At 63.2% G+C, this 19981-nt stretch carries 23 protein-coding genes; 7 read left to right on the top strand and 16 right to left on the bottom strand.

Features of this window, described 5'->3' with window-relative positions:
* Nucleotides 1-141 precede the first annotated feature (141 nt).
* The gene (locus EP007_RS07335) at nucleotides 142-324 is read left to right on the top strand and encodes a hypothetical protein (protein ID WP_128477032.1); all 183 of its coding nucleotides are present in this window, start codon (nucleotides 142-144) and stop codon (nucleotides 322-324) included.
* Between the two features lie 118 nt (nucleotides 325-442).
* Here EP007_RS07335 and EP007_RS07330 read toward each other — a convergent pair whose 3' ends face one another.
* On the bottom strand, nucleotides 443-1048 hold the full coding sequence (locus EP007_RS07330; protein ID WP_128477031.1) for an OsmC family protein: 606 nt from the start codon (nucleotides 1046-1048) through the stop codon (nucleotides 443-445).
* Nucleotides 1049-1279: 231 nt separating this feature from the next.
* On the opposite strand from EP007_RS07330, the gene EP007_RS07325 reads away from it, so the two are divergent.
* The gene (locus EP007_RS07325) at nucleotides 1280-1747 is read left to right on the top strand and encodes a hypothetical protein (RefSeq protein WP_128477030.1); all 468 of its coding nucleotides are present in this window, start codon (nucleotides 1280-1282) and stop codon (nucleotides 1745-1747) included.
* Here EP007_RS07325 and EP007_RS07320 read toward each other — a convergent pair.
* The 6 genes from EP007_RS07320 to EP007_RS07295 all read right to left on the bottom strand — a co-directional run bounded on the left by EP007_RS07320 (nucleotide 1736) and on the right by EP007_RS07295 (nucleotide 5788).
* On the bottom strand, nucleotides 1736-2203 hold the full coding sequence (locus tag EP007_RS07320; protein WP_128477029.1) for a hypothetical protein: 468 nt from the start codon (nucleotides 2201-2203) through the stop codon (nucleotides 1736-1738). The two genes, EP007_RS07325 and EP007_RS07320, sit on opposite strands and share 12 nt — an antisense overlap.
* Nucleotides 2204-2294: 91 nt before the next feature.
* Nucleotides 2295-2747: a peroxiredoxin gene (locus EP007_RS07315; protein ID WP_128477028.1), complete on the bottom strand. Its 453-nt coding sequence runs from the start codon at nucleotides 2745-2747 to the stop codon at nucleotides 2295-2297.
* Between the two features lie 94 nt (nucleotides 2748-2841).
* Nucleotides 2842-3285, bottom strand: a complete 444-nt coding sequence (locus tag EP007_RS07310) for an Hsp20/alpha crystallin family protein (RefSeq protein WP_128477027.1) — start codon at nucleotides 3283-3285, stop codon at nucleotides 2842-2844.
* A 137-nt stretch (nucleotides 3286-3422) separates the two neighbouring features.
* Nucleotides 3423-4235 (bottom strand): prephenate dehydratase, encoded by an 813-nt coding sequence (pheA, locus tag EP007_RS07305; protein ID WP_128477026.1) that lies wholly within the window; start codon nucleotides 4233-4235, stop codon nucleotides 3423-3425.
* 351 nt (nucleotides 4236-4586) lie between these two features.
* Nucleotides 4587-4796: an HVO_0649 family zinc finger protein gene (locus tag EP007_RS07300; protein WP_128477025.1), complete on the bottom strand. Its 210-nt coding sequence runs from the start codon at nucleotides 4794-4796 to the stop codon at nucleotides 4587-4589.
* A 263-nt stretch (nucleotides 4797-5059) separates the two neighbouring features.
* Nucleotides 5060-5788, bottom strand: coding sequence for a LolA family protein (locus EP007_RS07295; protein WP_128477024.1), 729 nt, complete (start codon nucleotides 5786-5788; stop codon nucleotides 5060-5062).
* Between the two features lie 289 nt (nucleotides 5789-6077).
* Here EP007_RS07295 and EP007_RS17765 point away from each other — a divergent pair, with 289 nt between their 5' ends.
* Nucleotides 6078-6269 carry a hypothetical protein gene (locus EP007_RS17765; RefSeq protein WP_208023576.1) on the top strand — a complete coding sequence of 64 codons (192 nt, stop codon included), beginning with the start codon at nucleotides 6078-6080 and terminating at the stop codon, nucleotides 6267-6269.
* A gap of 23 nt (nucleotides 6270-6292) precedes the next feature.
* Here EP007_RS17765 and lpdA read toward each other — a convergent pair whose 3' ends face one another.
* Nucleotides 6293-7717 (bottom strand): dihydrolipoyl dehydrogenase, encoded by a 1425-nt coding sequence (gene lpdA / locus EP007_RS07285; protein ID WP_128477023.1) that lies wholly within the window; start codon nucleotides 7715-7717, stop codon nucleotides 6293-6295.
* A gap of 149 nt (nucleotides 7718-7866) precedes the next feature.
* Between lpdA and EP007_RS07280 the strand changes: the two genes are divergently transcribed.
* Nucleotides 7867-8628, top strand: a complete 762-nt coding sequence (locus EP007_RS07280; RefSeq protein ID WP_128477022.1) for a hypothetical protein — start codon at nucleotides 7867-7869, stop codon at nucleotides 8626-8628.
* A 4-nt stretch (nucleotides 8629-8632) separates the two neighbouring features.
* Here the strand turns inward: EP007_RS07280 and EP007_RS07275 are convergent, their stop codons facing one another.
* Genes EP007_RS07275 through EP007_RS07265 form a run of 3 tightly spaced genes read right to left on the bottom strand, consistent with a single transcriptional unit; the run spans nucleotide 8633 to nucleotide 10670 of the window.
* Nucleotides 8633-8860 carry a UPF0175 family protein gene (locus tag EP007_RS07275; protein WP_128477021.1) on the bottom strand — a complete coding sequence of 76 codons (228 nt, stop codon included), beginning with the start codon at nucleotides 8858-8860 and terminating at the stop codon, nucleotides 8633-8635.
* A 57-nt stretch (nucleotides 8861-8917) separates the two neighbouring features.
* The gene (gene ilvA / locus EP007_RS07270; RefSeq protein WP_128477020.1) at nucleotides 8918-10135 is read right to left on the bottom strand and encodes a threonine ammonia-lyase; all 1218 of its coding nucleotides are present in this window, start codon (nucleotides 10133-10135) and stop codon (nucleotides 8918-8920) included.
* 52 nt (nucleotides 10136-10187) lie between these two features.
* Entirely contained in the window at nucleotides 10188-10670 is a 483-nt protein-coding gene (locus EP007_RS07265) for an Lrp/AsnC family transcriptional regulator (RefSeq protein ID WP_128477019.1), read from the bottom strand.
* 157 nt (nucleotides 10671-10827) lie between these two features.
* Between EP007_RS07265 and EP007_RS07260 the strand changes: the two genes are divergently transcribed.
* Nucleotides 10828-11802 carry a DMT family transporter gene (locus tag EP007_RS07260; protein WP_128477018.1) on the top strand — a complete coding sequence of 325 codons (975 nt, stop codon included), beginning with the start codon at nucleotides 10828-10830 and terminating at the stop codon, nucleotides 11800-11802.
* A 98-nt stretch (nucleotides 11803-11900) separates the two neighbouring features.
* On the opposite strand, the gene EP007_RS07255 is transcribed toward EP007_RS07260, so the two are convergent.
* The 4 genes from EP007_RS07255 to lipA all read right to left on the bottom strand — a co-directional run bounded on the left by EP007_RS07255 (nucleotide 11901) and on the right by lipA (nucleotide 16838).
* On the bottom strand, nucleotides 11901-13439 hold the full coding sequence (locus tag EP007_RS07255) for a dihydrolipoamide acetyltransferase family protein (RefSeq protein WP_128477017.1): 1539 nt from the start codon (nucleotides 13437-13439) through the stop codon (nucleotides 11901-11903).
* A gap of 1 nt (nucleotide 13440) precedes the next feature.
* Entirely contained in the window at nucleotides 13441-14442 is a 1002-nt protein-coding gene (locus tag EP007_RS07250; RefSeq protein ID WP_128477016.1) for an alpha-ketoacid dehydrogenase subunit beta, read from the bottom strand.
* Between the two features lie 3 nt (nucleotides 14443-14445).
* Nucleotides 14446-15567, bottom strand: coding sequence for a pyruvate dehydrogenase (acetyl-transferring) E1 component subunit alpha (gene pdhA, locus EP007_RS07245; RefSeq protein ID WP_208023574.1), 1122 nt, complete (start codon nucleotides 15565-15567; stop codon nucleotides 14446-14448).
* 332 nt (nucleotides 15568-15899) lie between these two features.
* Nucleotides 15900-16838 carry a lipoyl synthase gene (lipA, locus tag EP007_RS07240; protein WP_128477014.1) on the bottom strand — a complete coding sequence of 313 codons (939 nt, stop codon included), beginning with the start codon at nucleotides 16836-16838 and terminating at the stop codon, nucleotides 15900-15902.
* A 232-nt stretch (nucleotides 16839-17070) separates the two neighbouring features.
* On the opposite strand from lipA, the gene EP007_RS07235 reads away from it, so the two are divergent.
* Nucleotides 17071-17409 (top strand): DUF378 domain-containing protein, encoded by a 339-nt coding sequence (locus EP007_RS07235; protein WP_128477013.1) that lies wholly within the window; start codon nucleotides 17071-17073, stop codon nucleotides 17407-17409.
* Between the two features lie 374 nt (nucleotides 17410-17783).
* Here the strand turns inward: EP007_RS07235 and EP007_RS07230 are convergent, their stop codons facing one another.
* Nucleotides 17784-18419, bottom strand: a complete 636-nt coding sequence (locus EP007_RS07230) for a class II aldolase/adducin family protein (protein WP_128477012.1) — start codon at nucleotides 18417-18419, stop codon at nucleotides 17784-17786.
* A gap of 161 nt (nucleotides 18420-18580) precedes the next feature.
* Here EP007_RS07230 and EP007_RS07225 point away from each other — a divergent pair, with 161 nt between their 5' ends.
* Nucleotides 18581-19978 carry an MATE family efflux transporter gene (locus EP007_RS07225; protein WP_128477011.1) on the top strand — a complete coding sequence of 466 codons (1398 nt, stop codon included), beginning with the start codon at nucleotides 18581-18583 and terminating at the stop codon, nucleotides 19976-19978.
* Nucleotides 19979-19981: the final 3 nt, after the last annotated feature.

Raw genomic sequence — 19981 nt, 5'->3', positions numbered from 1 at the left:
CGCGACCCAATCGTTCGTTTCCGGAACGCTCGGCGCGGGCCACGCGCGTTCCGGGCGAGAAACCCGGCGTTGTTCGAGCGAACGCTCGGAAACGGCCACCTCTCTTATCACTCGACCCCGTGTAGCGACGACCGAGTACACATGGGACGCTATCCGCGAACGGCACGGGACGCGCGCTTGAAATGTATCGAGTGCAACGCGCCCGTCGTCGAGACGGTCGAAGGAAGCTACGCCTGCGTGGGATGTGGCGCTGAGCCTATCAGTACCCGGTCGGACGCGCCGACCTCGGGGTCAGAGGGCGCGCGGTCCCCGGCCGACGACTGACCGTCGTCCAGTCGAATCGACGCGGATTACTTTTTCCGGGCGGTCGGCGATGAGCGGTGAGTTGCGACACTTAGTAGCATACGGAGGGTGAACTGCGGAAAAATGGACGCGAATCGAACTACGTCGTCGGCGCGTCCCGAACGCGCACTTCGGGCGACGCCTCGTGGGCCTGCGACATGAGGTTCAACACCGGCGAGCGCCGCGCGCCCTCCCGAAGCAGTTCCGCGTCCTCGTCGGTGAGATTCGGACCGCTGACCTCGATGTCGATGGTGAAGTCGTCGTACGTCTCGTCGGACCGCTCGACGCCGTGGACGCCGAAGAGGACCCGCGGGTCGAGGTCGAGTCCGACCGTGGTTTCGAGGCCGTCGAGGTCAATGTCGTTCTCCATCGCCACGATGCCGACAGTGGCGTTGATGCACCCGGTGAGTCCGGCCAGCGCGACTTCCACGGGTTCCGGCCGGTCGGCGGGGTCCACGAACCCCGCCTCGTCCTCTACCTCCTTGTGCGCGCCGAGCGGGAACGTGTACTCGCGGGTCTCGCGCCGTATTTCCTCACCGCCGAAACTGTACGCGTCGAGTTTCGCCAACGTGTGCATCGCCCGGCCTTCCGCGATACCTCTCGCGCCGAGTCCGAGCATCGCGTCCTCGGGGTTCTCGGCCATGTTCTCGACGAACGCGCCGTACTCTTCGGTGTTTACGCCGTGCTTGATGGTCTCTGAAGCCATGTGTGAGGCTACACCGAACCAGAACTTAACTATTTTTCATTATGTTTGTGGCTTCTCCGGTAACGCTCTCGCGCCCGCGCCGCGAACAATGACACGTCCGCGAGTGGCGCGCTCCCGGCGAGCGGTCGGCGAGCGACAGGTCGGCGACTCATCCCGTGTCGGACCTATCGAATCGGCGAAACTGTCCCGGTCTCGAAACGTCGAAGTACCGCCAGCGAGTCGGGCCAGCTCGTGGGCAAGTTCGCCGAGGCAGTGCGCGACCGACTCCGGGACGCTCTCGGAGAGCGACGGCCGAATCTCGACTGGCAGACCGAGTACCGCGTCCGACGGACTCCGGTGGACGTGGTGGGCACAAACGACGACCGACTCGTCGCGGTCGAACTGGAGTGGCGCAGAGCCGACCCCGCGAACAACACCGCGAAACTGTTCTACTACGCCGATGAGGGCGACTTCTCTGAGTACGACGAGGTAGTCGTCTGCCAACTTTTTACAGGGTACTACGACCTCGCTTCGGGCGGCGTGTCCTCGAAACGCGAGGTCGCCGAGTTCGTGGGCGAGACCGCCGCCGAGTCCGTCGAGCGCGTCGTGTTCCATCCGCTCGAACTCCCCATCGACCCGCCGAAGCGCGGCGGGGAGCGACCCGAAGGGTGGCGCGCGCGGACTGACGAGACGGCCACCGAAATCGCGTCACTGCTCTGAGTTCGCGTCGTCACTGTCGGTTCCGCGGCGCTCGGGCGCGGTCGGCCCGAGGAAGAGCCGGATGCCGAGACCGTACACCACACCGTACGAGAGCGCGAGCGTCAGCGCGTAGGCCACCCCAAACCCGGCGAGCGGAGCGCCGAGTTCGACGCCGAGCAGGTCGAGGGCGGGCGGCACGCCGAATGGGAGAACGAATCCGAGGACGAGCATCGAGAGGACCACCTCGATTCGCCGGTCGTGAGCGCCGGGCGCGGGCGACCGCGACCGGACCCAGAGGTAGCCACCGAGAAACGCCGCGACGGCGACGGCGGCGAACGCCCGCGAGAGGTCGAGCGAGGCGGGAGTCCGAGTAGCGCGGAGATACCAGCCCGTAGCCAGAAACCCGAGCAGAAAGACGTAGGCGGCGGTTATCGCCCACTGGAAGCCGCCGACCAACTTGGCGACGAGCGAGACCATACGGACCGCTCGGCGGCCCGGCGAAAAACGGTGTCGGCGACGCTTCGCTGTTTTGCGCCAGTTTCCAGTGGTCGGCGTCGGACGCAGTCGGCTACTCCAGCGCGACCAGTTCGTCGTCGAGCATATCACCCAGCACCTCTCGGGCGTGCCCGTCGGGGTCCACGCCCTCGTAGACCGCTTTGACCTCGCCGTCTGCGAGGACGAAGGTGGTGCGCGCGGTCGCGCCGCGGGAGGTGTCCACGCCGAAGGCGTCGGCGATGCCGGTCTCGGGGTCGGCCAGCAGGTCGAACCGAAGTTCGTACTTCTCGGCGAACTCCTCGTGGCTCTCGGCGTCGTCGGTCGAGACGCCGAAGACCGAGACGCCCGCGTCGTGGTAGCTCTCCAGTTCGGCGTCGAACTGCTCGGCCTCGGTGGTACACCCCGGTGTGTCGTCGCGGGGATAGAAGTACAGCACCGTCGGTTCCGAGAAGTCGAGTTCGATGGTCTCGCCGCGCTGGTTCGTCGCTTCGACCGTCGGCGCGTCCGCACCTGTTTCGAGCGTCATGGCCCCAGATTACCGACGAAGCGGCAAGGCGTTTGCGCTTGCTGGCGTCTGGGCGTCGTTCGAAACGCTTGCGCTCGCGTTCACGGACGCGGACTCACTCGATGTCGATACTGTGAGAGTCCTCGTCGCCCGCGACCAGTTTCTGAAGCGTCACCGTCAACACGCCGTTGCGGTACTCGGCGGCGACGTTCTCTTCGTCAACGTCCTCGGGGAACGTCACCGTGCGGTTCACCGCCCGATGGCTACGCTCCTTGCGGATGTACTGGCCGTCCTCGTCGTCGCTCTCTTCGGTCTCCTGCTCGGTCTCGGCGCGAATCTGGAGGTGGTCGCCCCGGAGCGTCACGTCGATGTCCTCCTTGCGGTAGCCGGGTAAGTCGGCGGTGACGACGAACGCCTCGCCGCGGTCGGCCACGTCGATAGACGCCCCGCCGCCGCCAAGTTTCTCCATCGCTCCGCCGCCCATCGACTCCTCGAACTGACGGCTCATGCGGTCTATCATCTCTTCTAAGTCCTCGAAGGGGTTCTTTCGTCCTGACATAGTTGCTCCGGGCGTCGGTCGCCCGTTGGAACTCCGACGTGTTTCGTCTTAAAAATTCAGTCCGGGAAATCCGTCGGCGGTCGGTCGAGAGTGAGTCAGTGGGTCAAAAGCGGGTCGGTCACTCAGTCGAGGGTCGGTCAGTAGACGACGTGTTCAGCGTCGTAGGACCCCAGTCTCCGGACCCACCCGTTCTCTGCGAGGTCCTCGATGTCGCCGATGGCCTCCTCAGCGCGCTCCTCGTAGAGACCCGCCTCGAAATCGACGTGGAAGACGTAGTCGCCCAGTCGCTCGCCGCTCGGGCGCGACTCGACTCGCGTCAGGTTGATGTCGCGCTCGGCGAACGGTTCGAGCAGTTCGAGCAGGAGTCCGGGGTAGTTCGCGTTCGGGTAGACCACCAGCGAGGACTTGCCGCCCGCCTCCGAGCGCTCGCTCGCGGGCGCGATGACGAAGAACCGGGTCGCGTTCGAGTTGCGGTCCTGAATCCCCTCGGCGACGACGCGAAGGTCGTCGTCGCCGCCCGCGTTGTCCGGATGGCCGATGGCCGCCACGTCGGGGTTCTCGCGAGCGTACTCGACGCCGCGGGCGGTACTGGCGACCGCTTCGAGGTCTGCGTCGGGGTACTCGGCTTCAAGGTAGCTTCGACACTGCGCCAGCGCTTGGGAGTGGCTGGCGACGACAGAGAAGTCCTCGCGCTGGGCGAGCAGCGCGTGGCGAATCGGCGTGACGATTTCCCGGACGGCGGCGACCTCGCGGTCGGTCAGCGCGTCCAGCGTCTCGGTGACACTCCCCTCGATGCTGTTCTCGATGGGGACGACGCCGCGGTCGTACTCGCCGTCCGCGACGGTCTCCACGATGGCGGTGACTGACTCGCGGAACTCCACCTCGTCGGCGACTGCGCTGGCGGCGCGATGCGAGTAGGTCCCCTCGGGACCGAGCGTGACTGCTTGCATACGCCCGTGTTTCGCGGTAGGGGCTAAAAGGGCGTCGGGTGTGACAGATTTTCTCGGCGAGCGACCCGGCGCGAGACGGTACTTTCTACAGCGGTCGGCGCGCGGGGGCGCGGCCTCGTGCCGCGCCCATCCGCGCGAGGGACGACTGAACGACCGGAGGGAGTGACGGAGGAGGTTGGGGAGGTGTGAGGCCTGCGGTTGCGGGGCGGCGCGGTGCCGTGCGGCTGCGGTATGATTTGCTCAAGCCTGAAGCTAGCCCCTCGCGTCCGTTCTACTTCACAACAACACAGTTTCCAACTACACCGACTCAATCACCGCCGACTTCGAACAACGCCACTCCGTCTCCGACCCTCACTCCGCGCCGAGTCGGAACGTCCGGCGTCGAACGTAGCCGCAGCTGGGACAGAGGTGGCGGTACTGAATCCGGTCGCCGCCGGTCTCCGCGAGCCACTTCCCGTCCTCGTCGTCGTACCCGCACTTCGGACAGACGAGGTCCTCGTCCTCGAAGCGCGACCGAAGTCGCTCGAAGGGAGAGAGGCCGCCGGGGTTGTTGTTGGCCATACCGTGAGCTACGGCACCAAATAACATAATTGTTCGCTAGAGATAGGGCCGACGACGAACGACCGTTTTAGGACTCACAATGAGGAAATACAGAAAGTAAAGCGCGTAGTCGCTCTACCGATTCAGCGCTTGTGCTTTTGTCATTGGAAATGGCGATCCCCTGCATTGCGGTGAACGTATTGCCCAACACTGCATGGGTTTAGATCTAAAAGCCTGCGCAAAATGCATCGATAGCCTGCCAGAATCTATTCGATAAACGCTTTCTACTTAACCTCTTTTGCGTTTTCGGGAGGAGTAAACTCGAAGAGAGAGCGATCGATCTCGATGTCAAATTCAACCTCCTCAAACGTTTTCTTGAGGAAGTACACCCCGTCCGGAATATCTTCGAATGAATCTGTCTGCAACAACGGCATCTTTTGGATATTGGCCTGTGCCTCCTCCTTGATGGGGAACCAGTATTCGTCGTCTATCCACATATTTATGTACTCATATCCTCGGTAGAGGGAATCCGCGTCCGCTGTCGGTCGAAACGACAGGACGTGCGTCTCTCGACCTGCGACGGTCTCTCTCCCATCGTACGTCACGTCGAAGTTCGATTTGGGAGAGGACCCAATTAACGTCGCGTCCGTGTTAGGATTAGGTTGATCCTCGGCCGGGTTGAAGTCAAGACTATGATACTTTTTCGCTTCACGGTCATACATTATTACTCCATCTCGATTCTGTATCATGAGATCTACGCCCTCGAATTCAGGCGTCGGGTCGTGCATGACGCCAAGGTCGAAATCGAACTCGTCGGCGGTTTCCACGGACAGTTGTTCGTTGCGAGTTCTGTTCGGAAGATCCTCCCACACTTCAAGTCGGACCGTTCTCAGGCCGCCACCGTATTTTTCGGTTTTTCGTTTCGTCCCGTGAATGGTGTCCGGCAAATTGTCCGTGGACTGGAGTTCGTCGAGAATTTCCTTGACTGAAGGCGTATCGTCATTCGTGGTCATGGCTTCTCTATCGTCCTACAAGTAAGTAGGCATACATATATAAAACGCGACCGGGATGTGTCGGGGCTACCGCTAGCGCTTCAGCAGTGAGAGCTGTTGTCACAACTGCATCCGTAACAGTACCCGCGACCGCTCCGATCCTTGAGTCAATCAACACCGCTACCGCCCCAGTACCCACATCCTCCCCGTCGTCCATCGACTCGGTAGCCTCGGAGTCGGGGAACGCGCCGCTGGCGACCGCGCCGTCGAACTCGTCAACGCGGTGCGCCAAGACGGGACTGTGGTGTTGATGGTCGAGCAGAACGTTAAGGCCGGACTCCACATCGCCGAACGAGGCTATGTCCTCGACGTGGGCGAGAACCGCTACGAGGAATCGGCGAACGAACCCCTCGTAGCGAAAGGGTCCAGGACGCCTACCTCGGGAAGTGACGCTGTCGAATCTTTCTACCGTCTCGGCGAAACACGGAGAGTGAGGAACTGATGGGAAGCGTTACCTAGGGAAGTTCAGCGGTTCAGCGTGTGAATGGCGTGCCCGAGCGCGTTCTCGGCGGCCTCCATTACGGCCTCGCTAAGCGTCGGGTGGGTGTGAATCGTCGCAGCCACGTCTTCCAGCGTCGCGCCCATCTCGATGGCAAGCCCCATCTCCGCTATCAGTTCCGAGGCCTCCGGTCCCACGATTTGGGCACCGAGCAGGAATCCGCTCGGTTCGTCGGCGACGATGCGCACGAAGCCGTCTGCGTGGCCCGTCGTGAGCGCGCGGCCCGAGGCGTTGAACGGGAACTTACCGACGACCGGCTCGAAGCCCTGCTCCTCGGCTTCGGTCTCGGTCATGCCGACCGTGCCGATTTCGGGGTCGGTGAACACCGCGGCGGGGACCGCCTGATAGTCCAGCGCCGAGGGTTCGCCCGCGATGACCTCCGCGGCGACCTGTCCCTCCTTGCTGGCGACGTGCGCGAGCATGGGTTCGCCCGCCACGTCGCCGATGGCGTGAATGTGGTCAACGTTCGTCCGCGCGCGGTCGTCGGTCGGGATAAAGCCGTCTTCGTCGGTCTCGACGCCCGCATTGTCGAGTTCGAGGGTGTCCGTAACCGGCGAGCGGCCGACCGCGACCAGCACCTTCTCCGCGCCGAACTCCGAGATTTCGCCGTCCTCGTTTTCGGTCGTGACCGTGATGCCGTCGCCCGACTCCTCCCACCCGCTGGCGGCCTCGCCGAAGTAGAAGTCGATGCCGAGTTCCTCGGCGCGCTTCTTGACTGGGCGCGCGAGGTCGTCCTCGTAGCCCGGCAGCACCGAGTCGAGCATCTCCACGACGGTCACGTCGGTGCCCAACTTGGCGAAGACGCCCGCGAGTTCCATGCCGATGTAGCCCGCGCCGACGATGACGAGGCTCTCGGGCACGTCCTCCAGCGCGAGCGCCTGCCGGGAGTCCAATACCGGGTCGTCGCCGAAGTCGAATCCGGGCACCTCGATAGGGCGGCTTCCAGTCGAAACGATGGCGTGTTCGAAATCGACGGTCTCGGAACCCTGTCCGCCGCCGCTGTGGACGATTCGGGCCTTGTCCTCGCTGGCGAACTCCGCGCGACCCTCCATCAGTTCGACGCCGTTGGCCTTGGCCAGTTTCTCGACGCCGCCGGTGAGTTGGTCCACGACGCCGTTCTTCCAGCCGACCATCTCGTCCATCTCCACCTCGGGATCGGCGTAGATACCCATCTCCTCGGCGTTGCCCGCCTCGTGAGCGAGGTCCGAGGCCGTAATCATCGCCTTCGAGGGGATACACCCGTAGTTCAGGCAGGTCCCGCCGTAGGCGTCTTTCTCCACGAGCGTCACGTCGAGGTCCAACTGGCCCGCGCGAATCGCGGCGACGTAGCCGCCCGGTCCCGCGCCGATTACCAACACGTCTGTTCCCGTCGAGATGTCTCCGACGACCATATGTTCGAAGCCTCGCGCTTGGTGGTGAAAAATCAGGTGGATTTTGCGGCGAGGTTGGCGCGGTAACGTATCACTCGATAGGGATGGGTAAGTAGCATACGGCAACAGATTAGGAATAGCTTATATTTTTCTGGTTGGATAGAGCAATCATGATTTATTCACGAACTGCTCTCCAAAAGGGAGCAGTAGTCCTGTCTCGTGGACTTGCATTTGCTTTGGTAGTGGTTTTCGTCTGGTGGATATTTGTAAGAGTACCCCAGTTCGCGTACATTTGGTATCTTAATCCTGGTGATGGTCATTCTCAAACAGTGAACCCCTACGTGTTCACTTTCTTTTATTTCCAAATACCAGTCCGAGTGTCTTTTTATATTGCAATAGGTGCACGAATACTGCTAGTAACTCGAGAATATTTCCAGTTCGCTCAGGGTTATCTCATACCTCCGTATCCTGTCCATCAACTACCCGATAAAGAGTTGCCAGTCGCTTGGAGAGAAGCACAGGAACCAATCCAGAAGAAGTTTCGTAATTTTATACGGGCATTTGGTTTGGCGCTCGTACTGATGGTCTCAATCGATATCTTTCACGTTCGCTGGTTACAATGGAACTCCGAATCCATCGCGGAATTACTGCGGCGGCTGCCAGCTGATATTCTTCTAGGGAGTATTTCATTCGTACTTTCGGCTCCGATTCAGCAGTTCGGTGTACCCTTCACAGCAGATATGAATTCTGTAACCCTAGTAGGGAATTTATTTCTCGTTTGGATTCCAGTTGTTCCACTCGTTATCGGCTTTTTGAATCTAAATAGTTTACTCTACGACATCATAGAAGAAAGCTTGTTTTGGATTGGAAAAGGCGCAGGTAGTCAGTTTAGAAAGGTAAGAGCATCTATGAGGAGGGTTTTCGAGAGATGAAATCTTAAACCTGGAGAGCAACCACCACATCGTCTTCCAACTCCGCTTCGCTCTGTGGACCGAGGCGCAACTCGACGCCCGCCTCCCGAAGCGTCTCCTGCATCTCCCACCGAGACACGTCTGCACGTTCGGCGGCTTTGCCGAGGCTGATTTTGCCGAGGGCGTAGAGACCGATGGTCTCGGCGAGGTCGTTCGTTTCGCCGGTATCGGCGCTCTTGCGGTTCGAAGCCATCTGTCCACCTGAAACTGTGGCGGCTTCATTTATTAACTTGTGGCCGAAGCGTACGCCTCACGCCACCCGTTCGACCTCGTACCCCGAGTCTCGGACCTTCTCGATAATCTTCTCGGCGTGGCCGCTCCCGTTCGTGACCACCTGAAAGACGAGGTACGCCTCGCCGACGCGCAGGTCGTCAACCGCGCGGTCGTGGCGGACCGTCCGGATGTTCGCGCCGGTGTCGGCGATGATGCCCGAGAGGTGGGTCATCTCGCCGGGTTCGTCCTCGATGCGGGCACGGAGACGGAGCAATTGACTGCGCTCGGTGAGCGCCTGCGTGAGAACCGTCTGGAGCATCGAGATGTCGATGTTGCCCCCCGAAAGGACGGGGACGACCGTCTCGCCCGTCACGTCCAAATCGTCGGAGAGGACCGCGGCGACCGAGGACGCCCCCGCCGCCTCGACCAACTGCTTGGCGCGTTCGAGCAAAATCAGTTCCGCGCGGGCGATTTCGTCGTCCGAGACGGTGACTATCTCGTCTACGTACTCTTGCATCAGACCGAGCGTCAACTCCGAGATGCCGCCCGTGGCGATGCCGTCGGCGATGGTCTTGGGCGAGTCGATGGACGCCGGAATCCCCTTGTCGAGGCTCTCGGGCACCGTCGCGGCCTCCTCGGCCTGCACGCCGACGACGCGGACCTCGGGGTCGAGTTCCGAGAGTGCCGCGCTGGCACCGCCGATCAATCCGCCGCCACCGATGGGAACGACCACGGTGTCGGCGTCGGGCAACTGCTCGTGGATTTCGAGACCGATGGTGCCCTGCCCCGCGACGATGGCCGGGTCGTCGTAGGCGTGGACGAACTCGGTGTCCTCGGCCTCGGTCAGCGACTGGGCGTACGCCATCGCGGCTTGGAAGTCCTCGCCGCGCAACTCCACCTCCGCGCCGTAGCTCCGCGTCGCCTCGACCTTCGCTTGGGGTGCGTTCTCGGGCATCACGATGGTCGAGTCGATGCCGGTCTTGGTCGCCGCCAGCGCGACGCCCTGGGCGTGGTTGCCCGCGCTCGCGGCGACGACGCGCTCGATACCGCCCCGCTCGGCGACCTGTTGGAGCTTGTTGTACGCGCCCCGCGTCTTGAACGACCCGGTGCGCTGGAGATGTTCCATCTTCAGGTGGACCGCCGCGCCGGTCATCTCGCTCAGCGACCGACTCCGGTCGATTTCGGTCTGCTGAACGACGGACTCGTCGAACCGCTCGCGCGCGGCCTCGACATCGCGCAGGGTGACTTCGGCCATATTTGGCAGTACGGGAGACGCTATATATGGGTTTCTGCGTGGAACGAGGAGACTACTCGGCGAACGTCTCGACCAGCGTCTCTTCGGAGTAGCTCTGAAGCGGGTGATGACTGTCGAGTTCGCGCTCGATGACGAACGTGGAGTCGGTCCGAGCGACGGCGTCGAGTTCCTCGAAGTCCGAGACGAGTCGTTCGACGCTGTCGCTGTCGGGGAGTCGTGCGAGTGCGATGAAGTCGGTTCCGCCCATCGTAAAAAAGACCTTCGTCACGCCCTCGACCTCGGCAATCGTGCGACCGCTCTCGGTGTGATACTGGTCGTCCTTCGTGAAGACCTCCACCAGAATCGTCACGCCGAGACCGAACTCGTCGAGGTCGATGTCGAGTCGTTCGTTGTCGATAACGCCCGCCTCGCGCAGGTTGTTGATGCGGTAGTGGACCGTCGAGAGAGGGATACCGGTCGCCTCGCTGACCGACTCGGTACTCGTCGTTTCGAGGTCGGCCAGCGATTTCAGTATCCGAACGTCTTTCTCGTCCATGGCTCGTGGTAACTCCATATTCCTGTAATAACTTCGAATTAGAGTCGCCAAAGCAGTTCTATTTCGAAGTTACTTCGTAAACTTCGAATTCCAATCGAGTGGTTGCCGGGAGAGTCCGATTATTGGCAATCGGGAGAGAACCGACGCACGACACGCGATGTTCGAGAAACTCCGAACTCGACTCCATGTTCCCGCAGGGCTTGCTATCGTCGGTCTCGGTCTCCTCTGGGGAGCGGGCTTCCCGGCTATCGAGGTCGTCGTCGCACAACTTCCGCCACTGGCCGCCGCCGGAATCCGCTACGCCGTTTCGGGTTGTATCGTCCTCGCGTACGCGACGTTCAAGTCGGATCGGTTCCTGCCCCGAACTCGGCGCGAACTCGCCGGTATCGCCGTCGTCGGCGGGTTTATGTTCGGCGGGTATCAGGCGGGGCTGTATCTGGGAACGCAGTACGTCTCCGGAGCAGTCGCGTCGGTCGTGACGACGATGTCGCCGGTCGTGGCGGCGCTCGTCGCCGTGCCGATGCTCGGGGAATCTCGCGGGTTCGTGGACGTGGCCGGGTTCTGTCTCGGACTCGCCGGAGTCGTCGTCCTCTCACAGCCCACGGTCGGAGCGGCGACGTTCTCGGCGACGGCGACCGGAGTCGGACTCGTGTTCCTCGGAACGACGCTGTTCGCGGTCGGGTCGGTCGCGGTCCAGTTGTTCGACGAGAACCTGCCGACGGAGGCCCTACAGGGGTGGGCGATGCTCCTCGGGGCGACACTGCTGTTTTTCGGGACCGTCCTTCGGGGCGAATCGATGCCGCCGCTCCGGTCGCTCTCTCCAGTCGCGGTGTGGGCGCTGGTGTACGTCACGCTGGTCGCCGGGGCGGGCGGCTACCTGCTGTACTTTCGGCTCGTGCGCCGGGTCGGCGCGACAGAGACGACGCTCGTGGCGTATCTGGAACCGGTCGCGGCGACGCTCGTCTCGGTGCTGTTGCTCGGCCAGACCGTCGGGACCACGACCGTCGTCGGCTTCGTCGCTGTCGCTGGCGGGTTCACCCTCGTCAGTCGGCGAACCATGCGACGAGCGTTCGCGGAGTTACGTACCGCGGGTGCGGGAGACTCGTCGCCCCCGGACGACCGAAGTGACTGACGCCGACGGACGACCGAGACCATCGCTACTCTCCGAACAGTCGCTGACGGTCCGAATCTGTCCGGGCGAAAAAGGAACGAATCGGAGCGCGAAGAGTGCTACTCCAACAGGAGCAGTTCGGGGTTCTCGACGTAGTCGATGAACGTGTTGGCGAACGCCGCGGCGTCGGCACCGTCCACGATGCGGTGGTCGATGGACAGCGAAATCGGCAGGGTGTGTTTAGCCACGACCTCGCCGTCTTCGACGACCGGGCGCTGTTTCAGTTCGCCGATACCGAGAATGCCCACCTCGGGGTAGTTGAGGATGGGCGTGGCGTACTCGCCGCCGATAGCGCCGAAGTTGGTGACGCTGAACGTCGAGCCTTGCAACTCGTCCCGCGAGATGGAGCGGTCGCGGGCCTTCTGGACCACTTCGTTGACCTCGCTGGAAATCTGGAGCAGGCCCTTCGAGTCAACGTCGTCCACGACGGGCACCATCAGTCCGGCGTCGGTCGCGGTCGCTATGCCGACGTTGTAGTAGTTCTTCCGGAGGATTTCACCGGCCTCCTCGTCCAACTCGGCGTTCAGCTTGGGGTGTTGCTTGAGCGAGGCGACCACGGCCTTCATGACGAACGGCATGTAGGTTAGTCGGATGCCTCGGTCTTCGGCCTCCGGCTTGAGCCGTTCGCGGGTGTTCACGAGGTCCTCGACCACGGCGGTGTCGTGGTGGGTGACGTGGGGCGCGGTGTACTTCGACTCGGACATCGCGTCGCCGATGGTCTTGCGGACGCCCTTGTACTGGATGCGCTCGACGCGCTCGCCCTCGGTCGTCGCGGCGGCCGTCGCGGCTTGGGACTGCTGGGCCTGCTGTTGGGTCTCGGCGTACTGCATCACGGCCTCGCTGGTGACGAACGCCTCGCCGTCGCGCTGTTCGCTCGCCGGGACCGCATTCAGGTCCACGCCCTGCTCGTCGGCGATGCGCCGGGTCGCAGGCGCGGCCAGCGTCCGGTCGCGGTCGGCGGACTCCATGGAGGCGGGTGACGGACCGCTCGTGCCGCCGCCCGTCGCCGTATCGTCGGAGTCGCCGAGGGGGTCGGCCACATCGTCGGAATCGGCGGGCGCGTCGCCCGCGTTCGTCTCGTCCGCGCCGGACGATTCGGCGGCTTGGCGCACGTCCTGCTCGGTCACGCGACCGCTCGGGCCGGTTCCCTCGACGGCGGCGATATCGACGCCGAGTTCGCGGGCGACGCGGCGCGCGCTCGGGGCGGCGAACACGCGGCCCTCGCCAGTCGAGACTTCCTCGGAGACCGTCTCCTCGGTCGCCTCGCCCTGCGCCGTCGCCTGCTCGGCCTCGCCGGACGCTTCGGACTCCGCGGCGCGCTCGGCTTCGCCCTCCGTCTGGCCCTCTTCGACGGGTTCGCCCTCCACGTCGAAGGTGATGATGACCGACCCGACTTCCACGACTTCGCCTTCCTCGGGGATGATTTCCCGTACCGTGCCATCGACTGGCGACGGGACTTCCACGATGGCCTTGTCGGTCTCGACTTCGGCGACCGCTTTGTCCTCGGTGACCTCGTCGCCCTCCTCGACCAGCCAACTGACAATTTCGCCCTCGGCGACGCCCTCGCCGACGTCGGGCAGTTTGAATTCTCGTACCATGTTAGAATCCCACGGCGTCCCGGATGCCTTCCTTGATGCGGGCCGGTTCCGGCAGGTAGTAGTCTTCGAGCGCGTACAGCGGGAACGGCGTGTCGAAGCCGGTAATACGCTCGACCGGGGCCTCCTGATAGAGCAGGGCCTCCTCCTGAATGATGGAGGAGATTTCCCCGCCGAGACCGCCGCTCTTGGGCGCTTCGTGGACGACCGCCGCGCGGCCCGTCTTCTTGAACGACTCGACGATGGTCTCCTCGTCGAGCGGCGAGACGGTCCGCAGGTCCACGACCTCCACGTCGATTTCGCCCTCCAACTGCTCGGCGGCCTCGACGGTCGGTCGGGTCATCGCACCCCACGTAAACACGGAGATGTCCGACCCTTCCGTGCGGACGGCGGCCTCGCCGAGAGGCACCTCGTAGGATTCGGTCGGCACGTCGCCGCGGAACGCCCGATAGATGAGTTTCGGTTCGAGGAACATCACCGGGTCGGGGTCCCGGATGGCCGCGGTCAGCAGGCCCTTGGTGTCGTAGGGCGTGCTGGGGACGACCACCTTGAGTCCGGGCTGGTGGGCGAAAAAGGCCTCCGTGGACTCGGAGTGGTGTTCCGGCGCGCGAATGCCGCCGCCGTAGGGCGCGCGGATGACCATCGGACAGGTGAACCGGCCGCGGCTACGAGTGCGTATGCGCGCGGCGTGGCTCACGATTTGGTCGAAACCGGGGTAGATGAACCCCATGAACTGAATCTCGGGAATCGGCTTCAGGCCGTAGGCCGCCATGCCGACGGCGGTACCGATGATACCCGACTCGGCCAGCGGGGTGTCGATGACGCGGTCCTCGCCGAACTCGTCGTAGAGGCCCTCGGTGGCGCGGAACACGCCGCCGTTCTTGCCCACGTCCTCGCCCATGACCAGTACGTCGTCGTCCTGCTGCATCTCGGTGTACAGTCCATCTCGAACCGCCTGTACTAGCGTGAGGTTCTCAGTCTCTTGTTGTTGTTCTTGTTGACTCATTGGTTAGTCCTCCAGAAGCGCGTCGTCGCCGTACTGCTCTTGGATGCCCTCGAACCAGTCGCGTTGTTCGCGGAGGTGCTTAGGCATGTCGGCGTAGACGTGCGCGAAGATTTCGTCGGGGTCGGGGCGCTCGACCGCTTCCGCGGCATCGATGGCGTCCGCGACCGTCTCTTTGACTTCCTGTTCGATGGCTTCGACCGTCTCGTCGTCTAAGACGCCGCGGTCTCGGAGGAACGCCTCCAGCCGCGGAATCGGGTCCTTCTGTTTCCACTCCTCGACTTCCTCGTCCTCGCGGTAGACCGACGGGTCGTCGGCCGTCGTGTGGGCACCGTAGCGGTACTGCACCGCCTCGATGAGCGTCGGCCGGAGGTCGTCCTCGCCGGGGTCTTTGGCCTTCTCGACGGCCTCCTTGGTCACCTTGTACACCGCGAGGGGGTCCATCCCGTCAACCTGCACGCCCTCGAAGCCGTACGCTTGGGCCTTCTGGGCGATGGTCGCGGACGCGGTCTGGCGCTCGCGCGGCACCGAAATCGCCCACTGGTTGTTGTTGCAGAAGAAGACCGTCGGCGTGTCGAAGACGCCCGCGAAGTTCAGACCCTCGTGGAAGTCGCCCTCACTGGTCGCGCCGTCGCCGAAGTAACAAACGAAGGCCTTCTCCTCGCCTTTGAGTTTCGACGCCCACGACGCGCCGGTCGCGTGGGGAATCTGGGTGGCGATGGGCACCGCGACGGTGAAGATGTTGGTGTCGTCGGGGATGGCGTTGCCCTGCTCGTGGCCCATCCAGTACAGCAGGGTCTGTTTCAGCGAGAGACCACGGACCAGCGCCGCGCCGTGTTCCCGATAACTCGGAAACAGCCAGTCGTCGTCGGCCAGCGCGTGGGCGCTTCCGATTTGGGCACCCTCTTGGCCCGAGAGCGGCGGGTACGTCCCCATCCGTCCCTGTCGGTTGAGCGAGACCGCTCGCTCGTCGAAGTGGCGGGTCAGTTTCATCTCGCGGTACATGGCCACCATCTCCTCGTCGGAGATGTCGGGCACGTCCGCGCCTTCTACCACGTTACCGTCCTCGTCGAGGACCTGAACGCGGTCCTGCGGGTCTTGGTGTACGATGCTCACGGTCGAACCCATCCTGACATATCGAAACGGTCTCCCGCTGGCGTAATAGGGTTTTCGTAACTAACTTTCCGGAGGTACGATTATCACGGGGGTTCCTCACGCGAACAGACATTTTCCCCCGAAGAAATCGGCGCTTTCTAAACTTTTCTTCAGAAAGATAGACGTTCGTCTGGCGGAGTTGGTGTATACGGGAAGTCTGGTGGACGAACGGCAATTATTGCGGCAAAATATACGACGATGCACACCGACGCCGCGACGCCGTCGTGAGCCTCGCAGCGCGCGATTTCGCCGCTCGCTCACACCGAGGCCCTGCGAGCATCGCGGCTCACGGCTTCGCCGTTCGCTCAAACGGAAGCCCTTCGGGCTTCCCGCCGCGCCTGCTCGACGGTCTTGCCGTCGCGTAACACGGCGTCAACGAACAGTTCGCCCGCCTTGTACGACGACCGGACCATCGGACCGCTGGCGCAGTAGAGGAAGTCCAGTTCCTCCTCGGCGACCCGACGCCACGTCTCGAACTTCGCCGGGTGGACGTACGTCTCCACGTCGAGGTGGGTGCGCGACGGTTGGAGGTACTGGCCGAGCGTCACCACGTCCACGTCGGTCTCTCGCAAGTCCGAGAGGGTCTGGTAGACCTCGTGGTCGTACTCGCCGACGCCGAGCATGATGGAGGTCTTCGTGTAGATGTCGGACTCGCGCTCGACCTGTTCGAGGACGCTCAGGCTCTGTTCGTACCCCGCGCGGGGGTCCCTGACGGGTTGCTGAAGGCGCTCGACCGTCTCGACGTTGTGCGCGATAACGTCCGGTTCGGCGTCGATAATCTTTTGAATGAGGTCCTCTTCGCCCCGGAAGTCGGGGATGAGGACTTCCACGAGAATCGAGGGGTCGCGCTCTTTGATTTCCCGGATGGTCTGGGCGAAGTGGGCCGCGCCCTGTCCCTCCAAGTCGTCGCGGTCCACCGACGTGAGGACCACGTAGTCGAGACCGATTTCGGCGACGGCGCTCGCCACGTTCGCGGGTTCGTCGGGGTCCAAGGGTTGACCGCCGCCGGTGTCCACGTCGCAGAACCCGCAGTTGCGGGTACACTGGTCGCCCATCAGCATGAACGTCGCGGTGCCTCCGGACTCGGAGTTTTTCCCGCTCCAACACTCGCCGAGGTTCGGGCAATTGGCCTCCTCGCAAACCGTGTGAAGGTCGTGGTCGCGCAACGTCTGCTTGATGCCCGTGAACTCTTGGCCGGATGGCGGTTGCATCTTGAGCCAGTCAGGTTTCCGGCGGCGACTCATTGGTCGGGTGTTGGTCGCGGGTGGTGAAAAGGGTAGGGTATTCGCGGGCGAGGTGGGCGTTCGGTCGGTTTTGCGGTCGAAGGGCAGACATCCCTGCTCACACTGACCCTCGAAGTCGAAACGGAAACCCCGGCGTCGAAACCGAGCGAGACGAACCGGAACCAGAGTACGACGCGCCACCGAGACTAATAAGGCCAAAATAACAAAGCACATCAAATCCCTACATCAATTTATGAAGACCAACGTGTTCGACTGGCTTGCCATCCTGCTCGTCGCCGTCGGTGCGATAACGTGGGGCATCCTCGGCGTGACGGGGCTGACCGGCGACGCCGTCAACATCGTCAGCCTCGCGCTGGAGCCGATTTTCCAGCCCGGTCCGGCCGAGACCGTCGAGTACCTCATCTACGCCCTCGTCGGCGTTGCGGGTATCTACCTGTTCTACACCGCCTACAAGATGGGACGCGCGAGTCGGCGGGCCGCTCGCGCGCGCCGCAAGCGCGACGCGACGACCCGGACCGAGTCCGCCGACTACTCCGAGTCGGACACCGACAACACGAACACCGAATCCTGATTCTTTGCCGTGTTCGTCTTCGTGTCGTTTCATCGACTTCGTGAGTTTCGTCGGCTCGGCGGGTGGAGTGGTAAGTCGAGTCGAAGCTAGCTACTGCCGACGCCTAGCACGACTGCACAGCACGGCAGCAGCCTCACGCCTCCCCAACCGCTTCCCTCACTTCGTTCGGTCATCTACCGGAAGACAACCTGCGTCTTCCGAGCCATGCGCTCACGTCTGCTCGCGGTTCCACCGCTCGCTTGTCGCGGCGCTCCGCGCCGCGTACCGTTCGCGCAGACGCCAGCATGCGCCAAATCGAATAATCCACCGAGCGAAACAGGGCGGGAAAGCGAAGAGGAGCGAAATGTTTCGTAACTTCGAGCGACCCAAAACCGCTACTCCTCGTCCTGTCCGTACCCCTCGAACTTCTCGGCGACGGCGGCCATCTCCTCGTGGCTCAGTTCCACGGGGTCGCCAAAGGCCTTCGCCTGACAGTAGATGCGAGCGGTGTATTCGACGTTGATGGCGGTTTCGAGCGCGGAATCGGCGTCTTCGCCGGTGGCGAGCAGGCCGTGATTGGCCAGCAGGCACGCCTCGGCGTCAGCGGTCTCCATCGCTTCGACGGCGTTTGCGGCGAGTTCGGCCGTGCCGTAGGTGGCGTAGTCCGCGACCGGAACCGTGGTCCCGGCGAGCGCGAGCATGTAGTGGACCGGCGGAATCGGTTCGTGGAGAATCGCCAGCGTCGAGGCCCACGGCGAGTGGGTGTGGACGATTGCACCAGCGTCGAACTCCCGGTAAACCGCGCTGTGCATCGGCGTCTCGCTCGACGGTGCGCTGTCGCCCGCGACCTGTTCACCCTCCAGCGAGACCACCGGCACGTCGGCGGCGGCGATGCGGTCGTAGGCGACCCCCGTCGGCGTGACAGCGAAATTATCGTCGCGCCGGACGCTCAGGTTGCCGGTCCGGCCGGGCGTGAGACTTGCGAGGTCGGGCGCGCGAGTAGCGACTGCGCGACGTTCTGCTCCGAGCATAGTTCGTTCGGACCGTGGAGGAGTAGCTATATATTCTCCCCGGACAGAACGTTTTTCAACGTTCTTCGAGTTGACATAGCTATTCGAATCACAGTCCGCCAACACTTCGGAAAATTTATCATCGAGTGCGAGATTTAATTACTGATAACAAGTAGAAAACGATGGTAAACGTATCGCGGGAAGAAATCACTGACGGCTCGCTCGTCCGCTCTCTACTGCTCCTTGCAGCTCCGCTAGTCCTCCAGAACCTCGTGCAGGTTGCCCAACAGGTCATCGACACGTTCTGGGTCGGGCGACTCGGAGAGAACGCAGTCGCCGCCGTCGGCGTGAACTTCCCCACTATCGGACTCATCTTCAGTCTGGCCGTCGTCGTGAACACGGGGACACAGGTCGTCGTCTCTCAGCGCGTGGGCGGCGACGACGCGTCGGGAGGACGCCGGGCGGCGTTCCACGGCGCGACGCTCGCGCTCTTCGGGGGCATCGCGTGTGCCATCGTCGTCTTCGCCAGCGCAGGGACCGTCGTCGAACTGTTGGTGAACGAGGGCGGCGTGACGACGCTCGCCGCTACGTACCTCTCGACCTACATGTTCGGGTTCCCGTTTGCGATGACGAGCGACGCGCTCGAATACTCGTTCATCGGATGGGGCGACTCGCGGGCCGCGCTTTACATCAACCTCACCGCCGTCGGCGTCAACATCGGTCTCGACCCAGTTCTCATCCTCGGGTGGGGTCCGTTCGCCGAGATGGGCGTTCAGGGCGCGGCGCTGGCGACCGGCATCGGCTACGCCGCCGGTCTCCTGCTCGCGCTCGGGATGATTCTGCGCGGCCGTGACGGACTCACGTTCACGAACAGGTCGATCAGTTTCGACATCGAGGAGTACCGCGAAATCCTCGAAATCGGCGTGCCGACCGGCACCCAACGTGCGGTGAGCCAGCTCGTCCGCGTCCTCCTCATCGCGCTCGTCTCGACGGTCGGCGGCGCGGCGGGTCTCGCGGCCTACACCGTCGGCGCGCGAATCGCCAGCGTGGCATTCATCCCGGCACAGGGCCTCTCAGGCGCGGCCCAGAGCATCATCGGCCAGAACCTCGGCGCAGACAACCCCGCTCGCGCCCGGCGAACGACGTGGGTCAGCGCGACAATCGCCGCGGTCGGACTCACGCTCGCTGGCGTCGTCCAGTGGGTCGCGCCCGAACCGCTGGTCAACTTCTTCGTCGTGGACATGAGTCCGGAAGCGCTCTCGATGACCGTCGAGTACCTCAAAATCCTCGTTCTCGGCTACTGGGCCATCGGCGTGACGTTCGCCTTCAACGCCGGATTCAACGGTGCTCGCCGGACCAAAGTCAGCATGGTTGTGGGCCTGCTGAAATACTGGGCTGTCCGGCTTCCCATCGCCGCTGTCGGCGCGTTCTGGTTCGACTTCGGCGTCTACGCGGTGTTCTGGGGCGTCACGATTTCGAACGTCGTCGGCGCGGTCGGTGCGGGGTGTTACTACTACTACACGACGAACAACGGGATGCTCGAACGCGCCGCGGAGAAAGCGACTGCGACCGCCGACTGAGCG

Source organism: Halorussus pelagicus (genome assembly GCF_004087835.1).
Taxonomy (GTDB): domain Archaea; phylum Halobacteriota; class Halobacteria; order Halobacteriales; family Haladaptataceae; genus Halorussus; species Halorussus pelagicus.
The sequence above is the reverse complement of the archived record's forward strand: the minus strand, read 5'-3'. Positions and strand labels throughout refer to the sequence as shown.

What these genes read in the sequence shown, in the direction of transcription:
- EP007_RS07335 (WP_128477032.1), top strand. Translation starts at nt 142, where the DNA reads ATGGGACGCTATCCGCGAACGGCACGGGACGCGCGCTTGAAATGTATC.
- EP007_RS07330 (WP_128477031.1), bottom strand. Translation starts at nt 1,048, where the DNA reads ATGGCTTCAGAGACCATCAAGCACGGCGTAAACACCGAAGAGTACGGC.
- EP007_RS07320 (WP_128477029.1), bottom strand. Translation starts at nt 2,203, where the DNA reads ATGGTCTCGCTCGTCGCCAAGTTGGTCGGCGGCTTCCAGTGGGCGATA.
- EP007_RS07315 (WP_128477028.1), bottom strand. Translation starts at nt 2,747, where the DNA reads ATGACGCTCGAAACAGGTGCGGACGCGCCGACGGTCGAAGCGACGAAC.
- EP007_RS07310 (WP_128477027.1), bottom strand. Translation starts at nt 3,285, where the DNA reads ATGTCAGGACGAAAGAACCCCTTCGAGGACTTAGAAGAGATGATAGAC.
- pheA (WP_128477026.1), bottom strand. Translation starts at nt 4,235, where the DNA reads ATGCAAGCAGTCACGCTCGGTCCCGAGGGGACCTACTCGCATCGCGCC.
- EP007_RS07300 (WP_128477025.1), bottom strand. Translation starts at nt 4,796, where the DNA reads ATGGCCAACAACAACCCCGGCGGCCTCTCTCCCTTCGAGCGACTTCGG.
- EP007_RS07295 (WP_128477024.1), bottom strand. Translation starts at nt 5,788, where the DNA reads ATGACCACGAATGACGATACGCCTTCAGTCAAGGAAATTCTCGACGAA.
- EP007_RS17765 (WP_208023576.1), top strand. Translation starts at nt 6,078, where the DNA reads ATGGTCGAGCAGAACGTTAAGGCCGGACTCCACATCGCCGAACGAGGC.
- lpdA (WP_128477023.1), bottom strand. Translation starts at nt 7,717, where the DNA reads ATGGTCGTCGGAGACATCTCGACGGGAACAGACGTGTTGGTAATCGGC.
- EP007_RS07280 (WP_128477022.1), top strand. Translation starts at nt 7,867, where the DNA reads ATGATTTATTCACGAACTGCTCTCCAAAAGGGAGCAGTAGTCCTGTCT.
- EP007_RS07275 (WP_128477021.1), bottom strand. Translation starts at nt 8,860, where the DNA reads ATGGCTTCGAACCGCAAGAGCGCCGATACCGGCGAAACGAACGACCTC.
- ilvA (WP_128477020.1), bottom strand. Translation starts at nt 10,135, where the DNA reads ATGGCCGAAGTCACCCTGCGCGATGTCGAGGCCGCGCGCGAGCGGTTC.
- EP007_RS07265 (WP_128477019.1), bottom strand. Translation starts at nt 10,670, where the DNA reads ATGGACGAGAAAGACGTTCGGATACTGAAATCGCTGGCCGACCTCGAA.
- EP007_RS07260 (WP_128477018.1), top strand. Translation starts at nt 10,828, where the DNA reads ATGTTCGAGAAACTCCGAACTCGACTCCATGTTCCCGCAGGGCTTGCT.
- EP007_RS07255 (WP_128477017.1), bottom strand. Translation starts at nt 13,439, where the DNA reads ATGGTACGAGAATTCAAACTGCCCGACGTCGGCGAGGGCGTCGCCGAG.
- EP007_RS07250 (WP_128477016.1), bottom strand. Translation starts at nt 14,442, where the DNA reads ATGAGTCAACAAGAACAACAACAAGAGACTGAGAACCTCACGCTAGTA.
- pdhA (WP_208023574.1), bottom strand. Translation starts at nt 15,567, where the DNA reads ATGGGTTCGACCGTGAGCATCGTACACCAAGACCCGCAGGACCGCGTT.
- lipA (WP_128477014.1), bottom strand. Translation starts at nt 16,838, where the DNA reads ATGAGTCGCCGCCGGAAACCTGACTGGCTCAAGATGCAACCGCCATCC.
- EP007_RS07235 (WP_128477013.1), top strand. Translation starts at nt 17,071, where the DNA reads ATGAAGACCAACGTGTTCGACTGGCTTGCCATCCTGCTCGTCGCCGTC.
- EP007_RS07230 (WP_128477012.1), bottom strand. Translation starts at nt 18,419, where the DNA reads ATGCTCGGAGCAGAACGTCGCGCAGTCGCTACTCGCGCGCCCGACCTC.
- EP007_RS07225 (WP_128477011.1), top strand. Translation starts at nt 18,581, where the DNA reads ATGGTAAACGTATCGCGGGAAGAAATCACTGACGGCTCGCTCGTCCGC.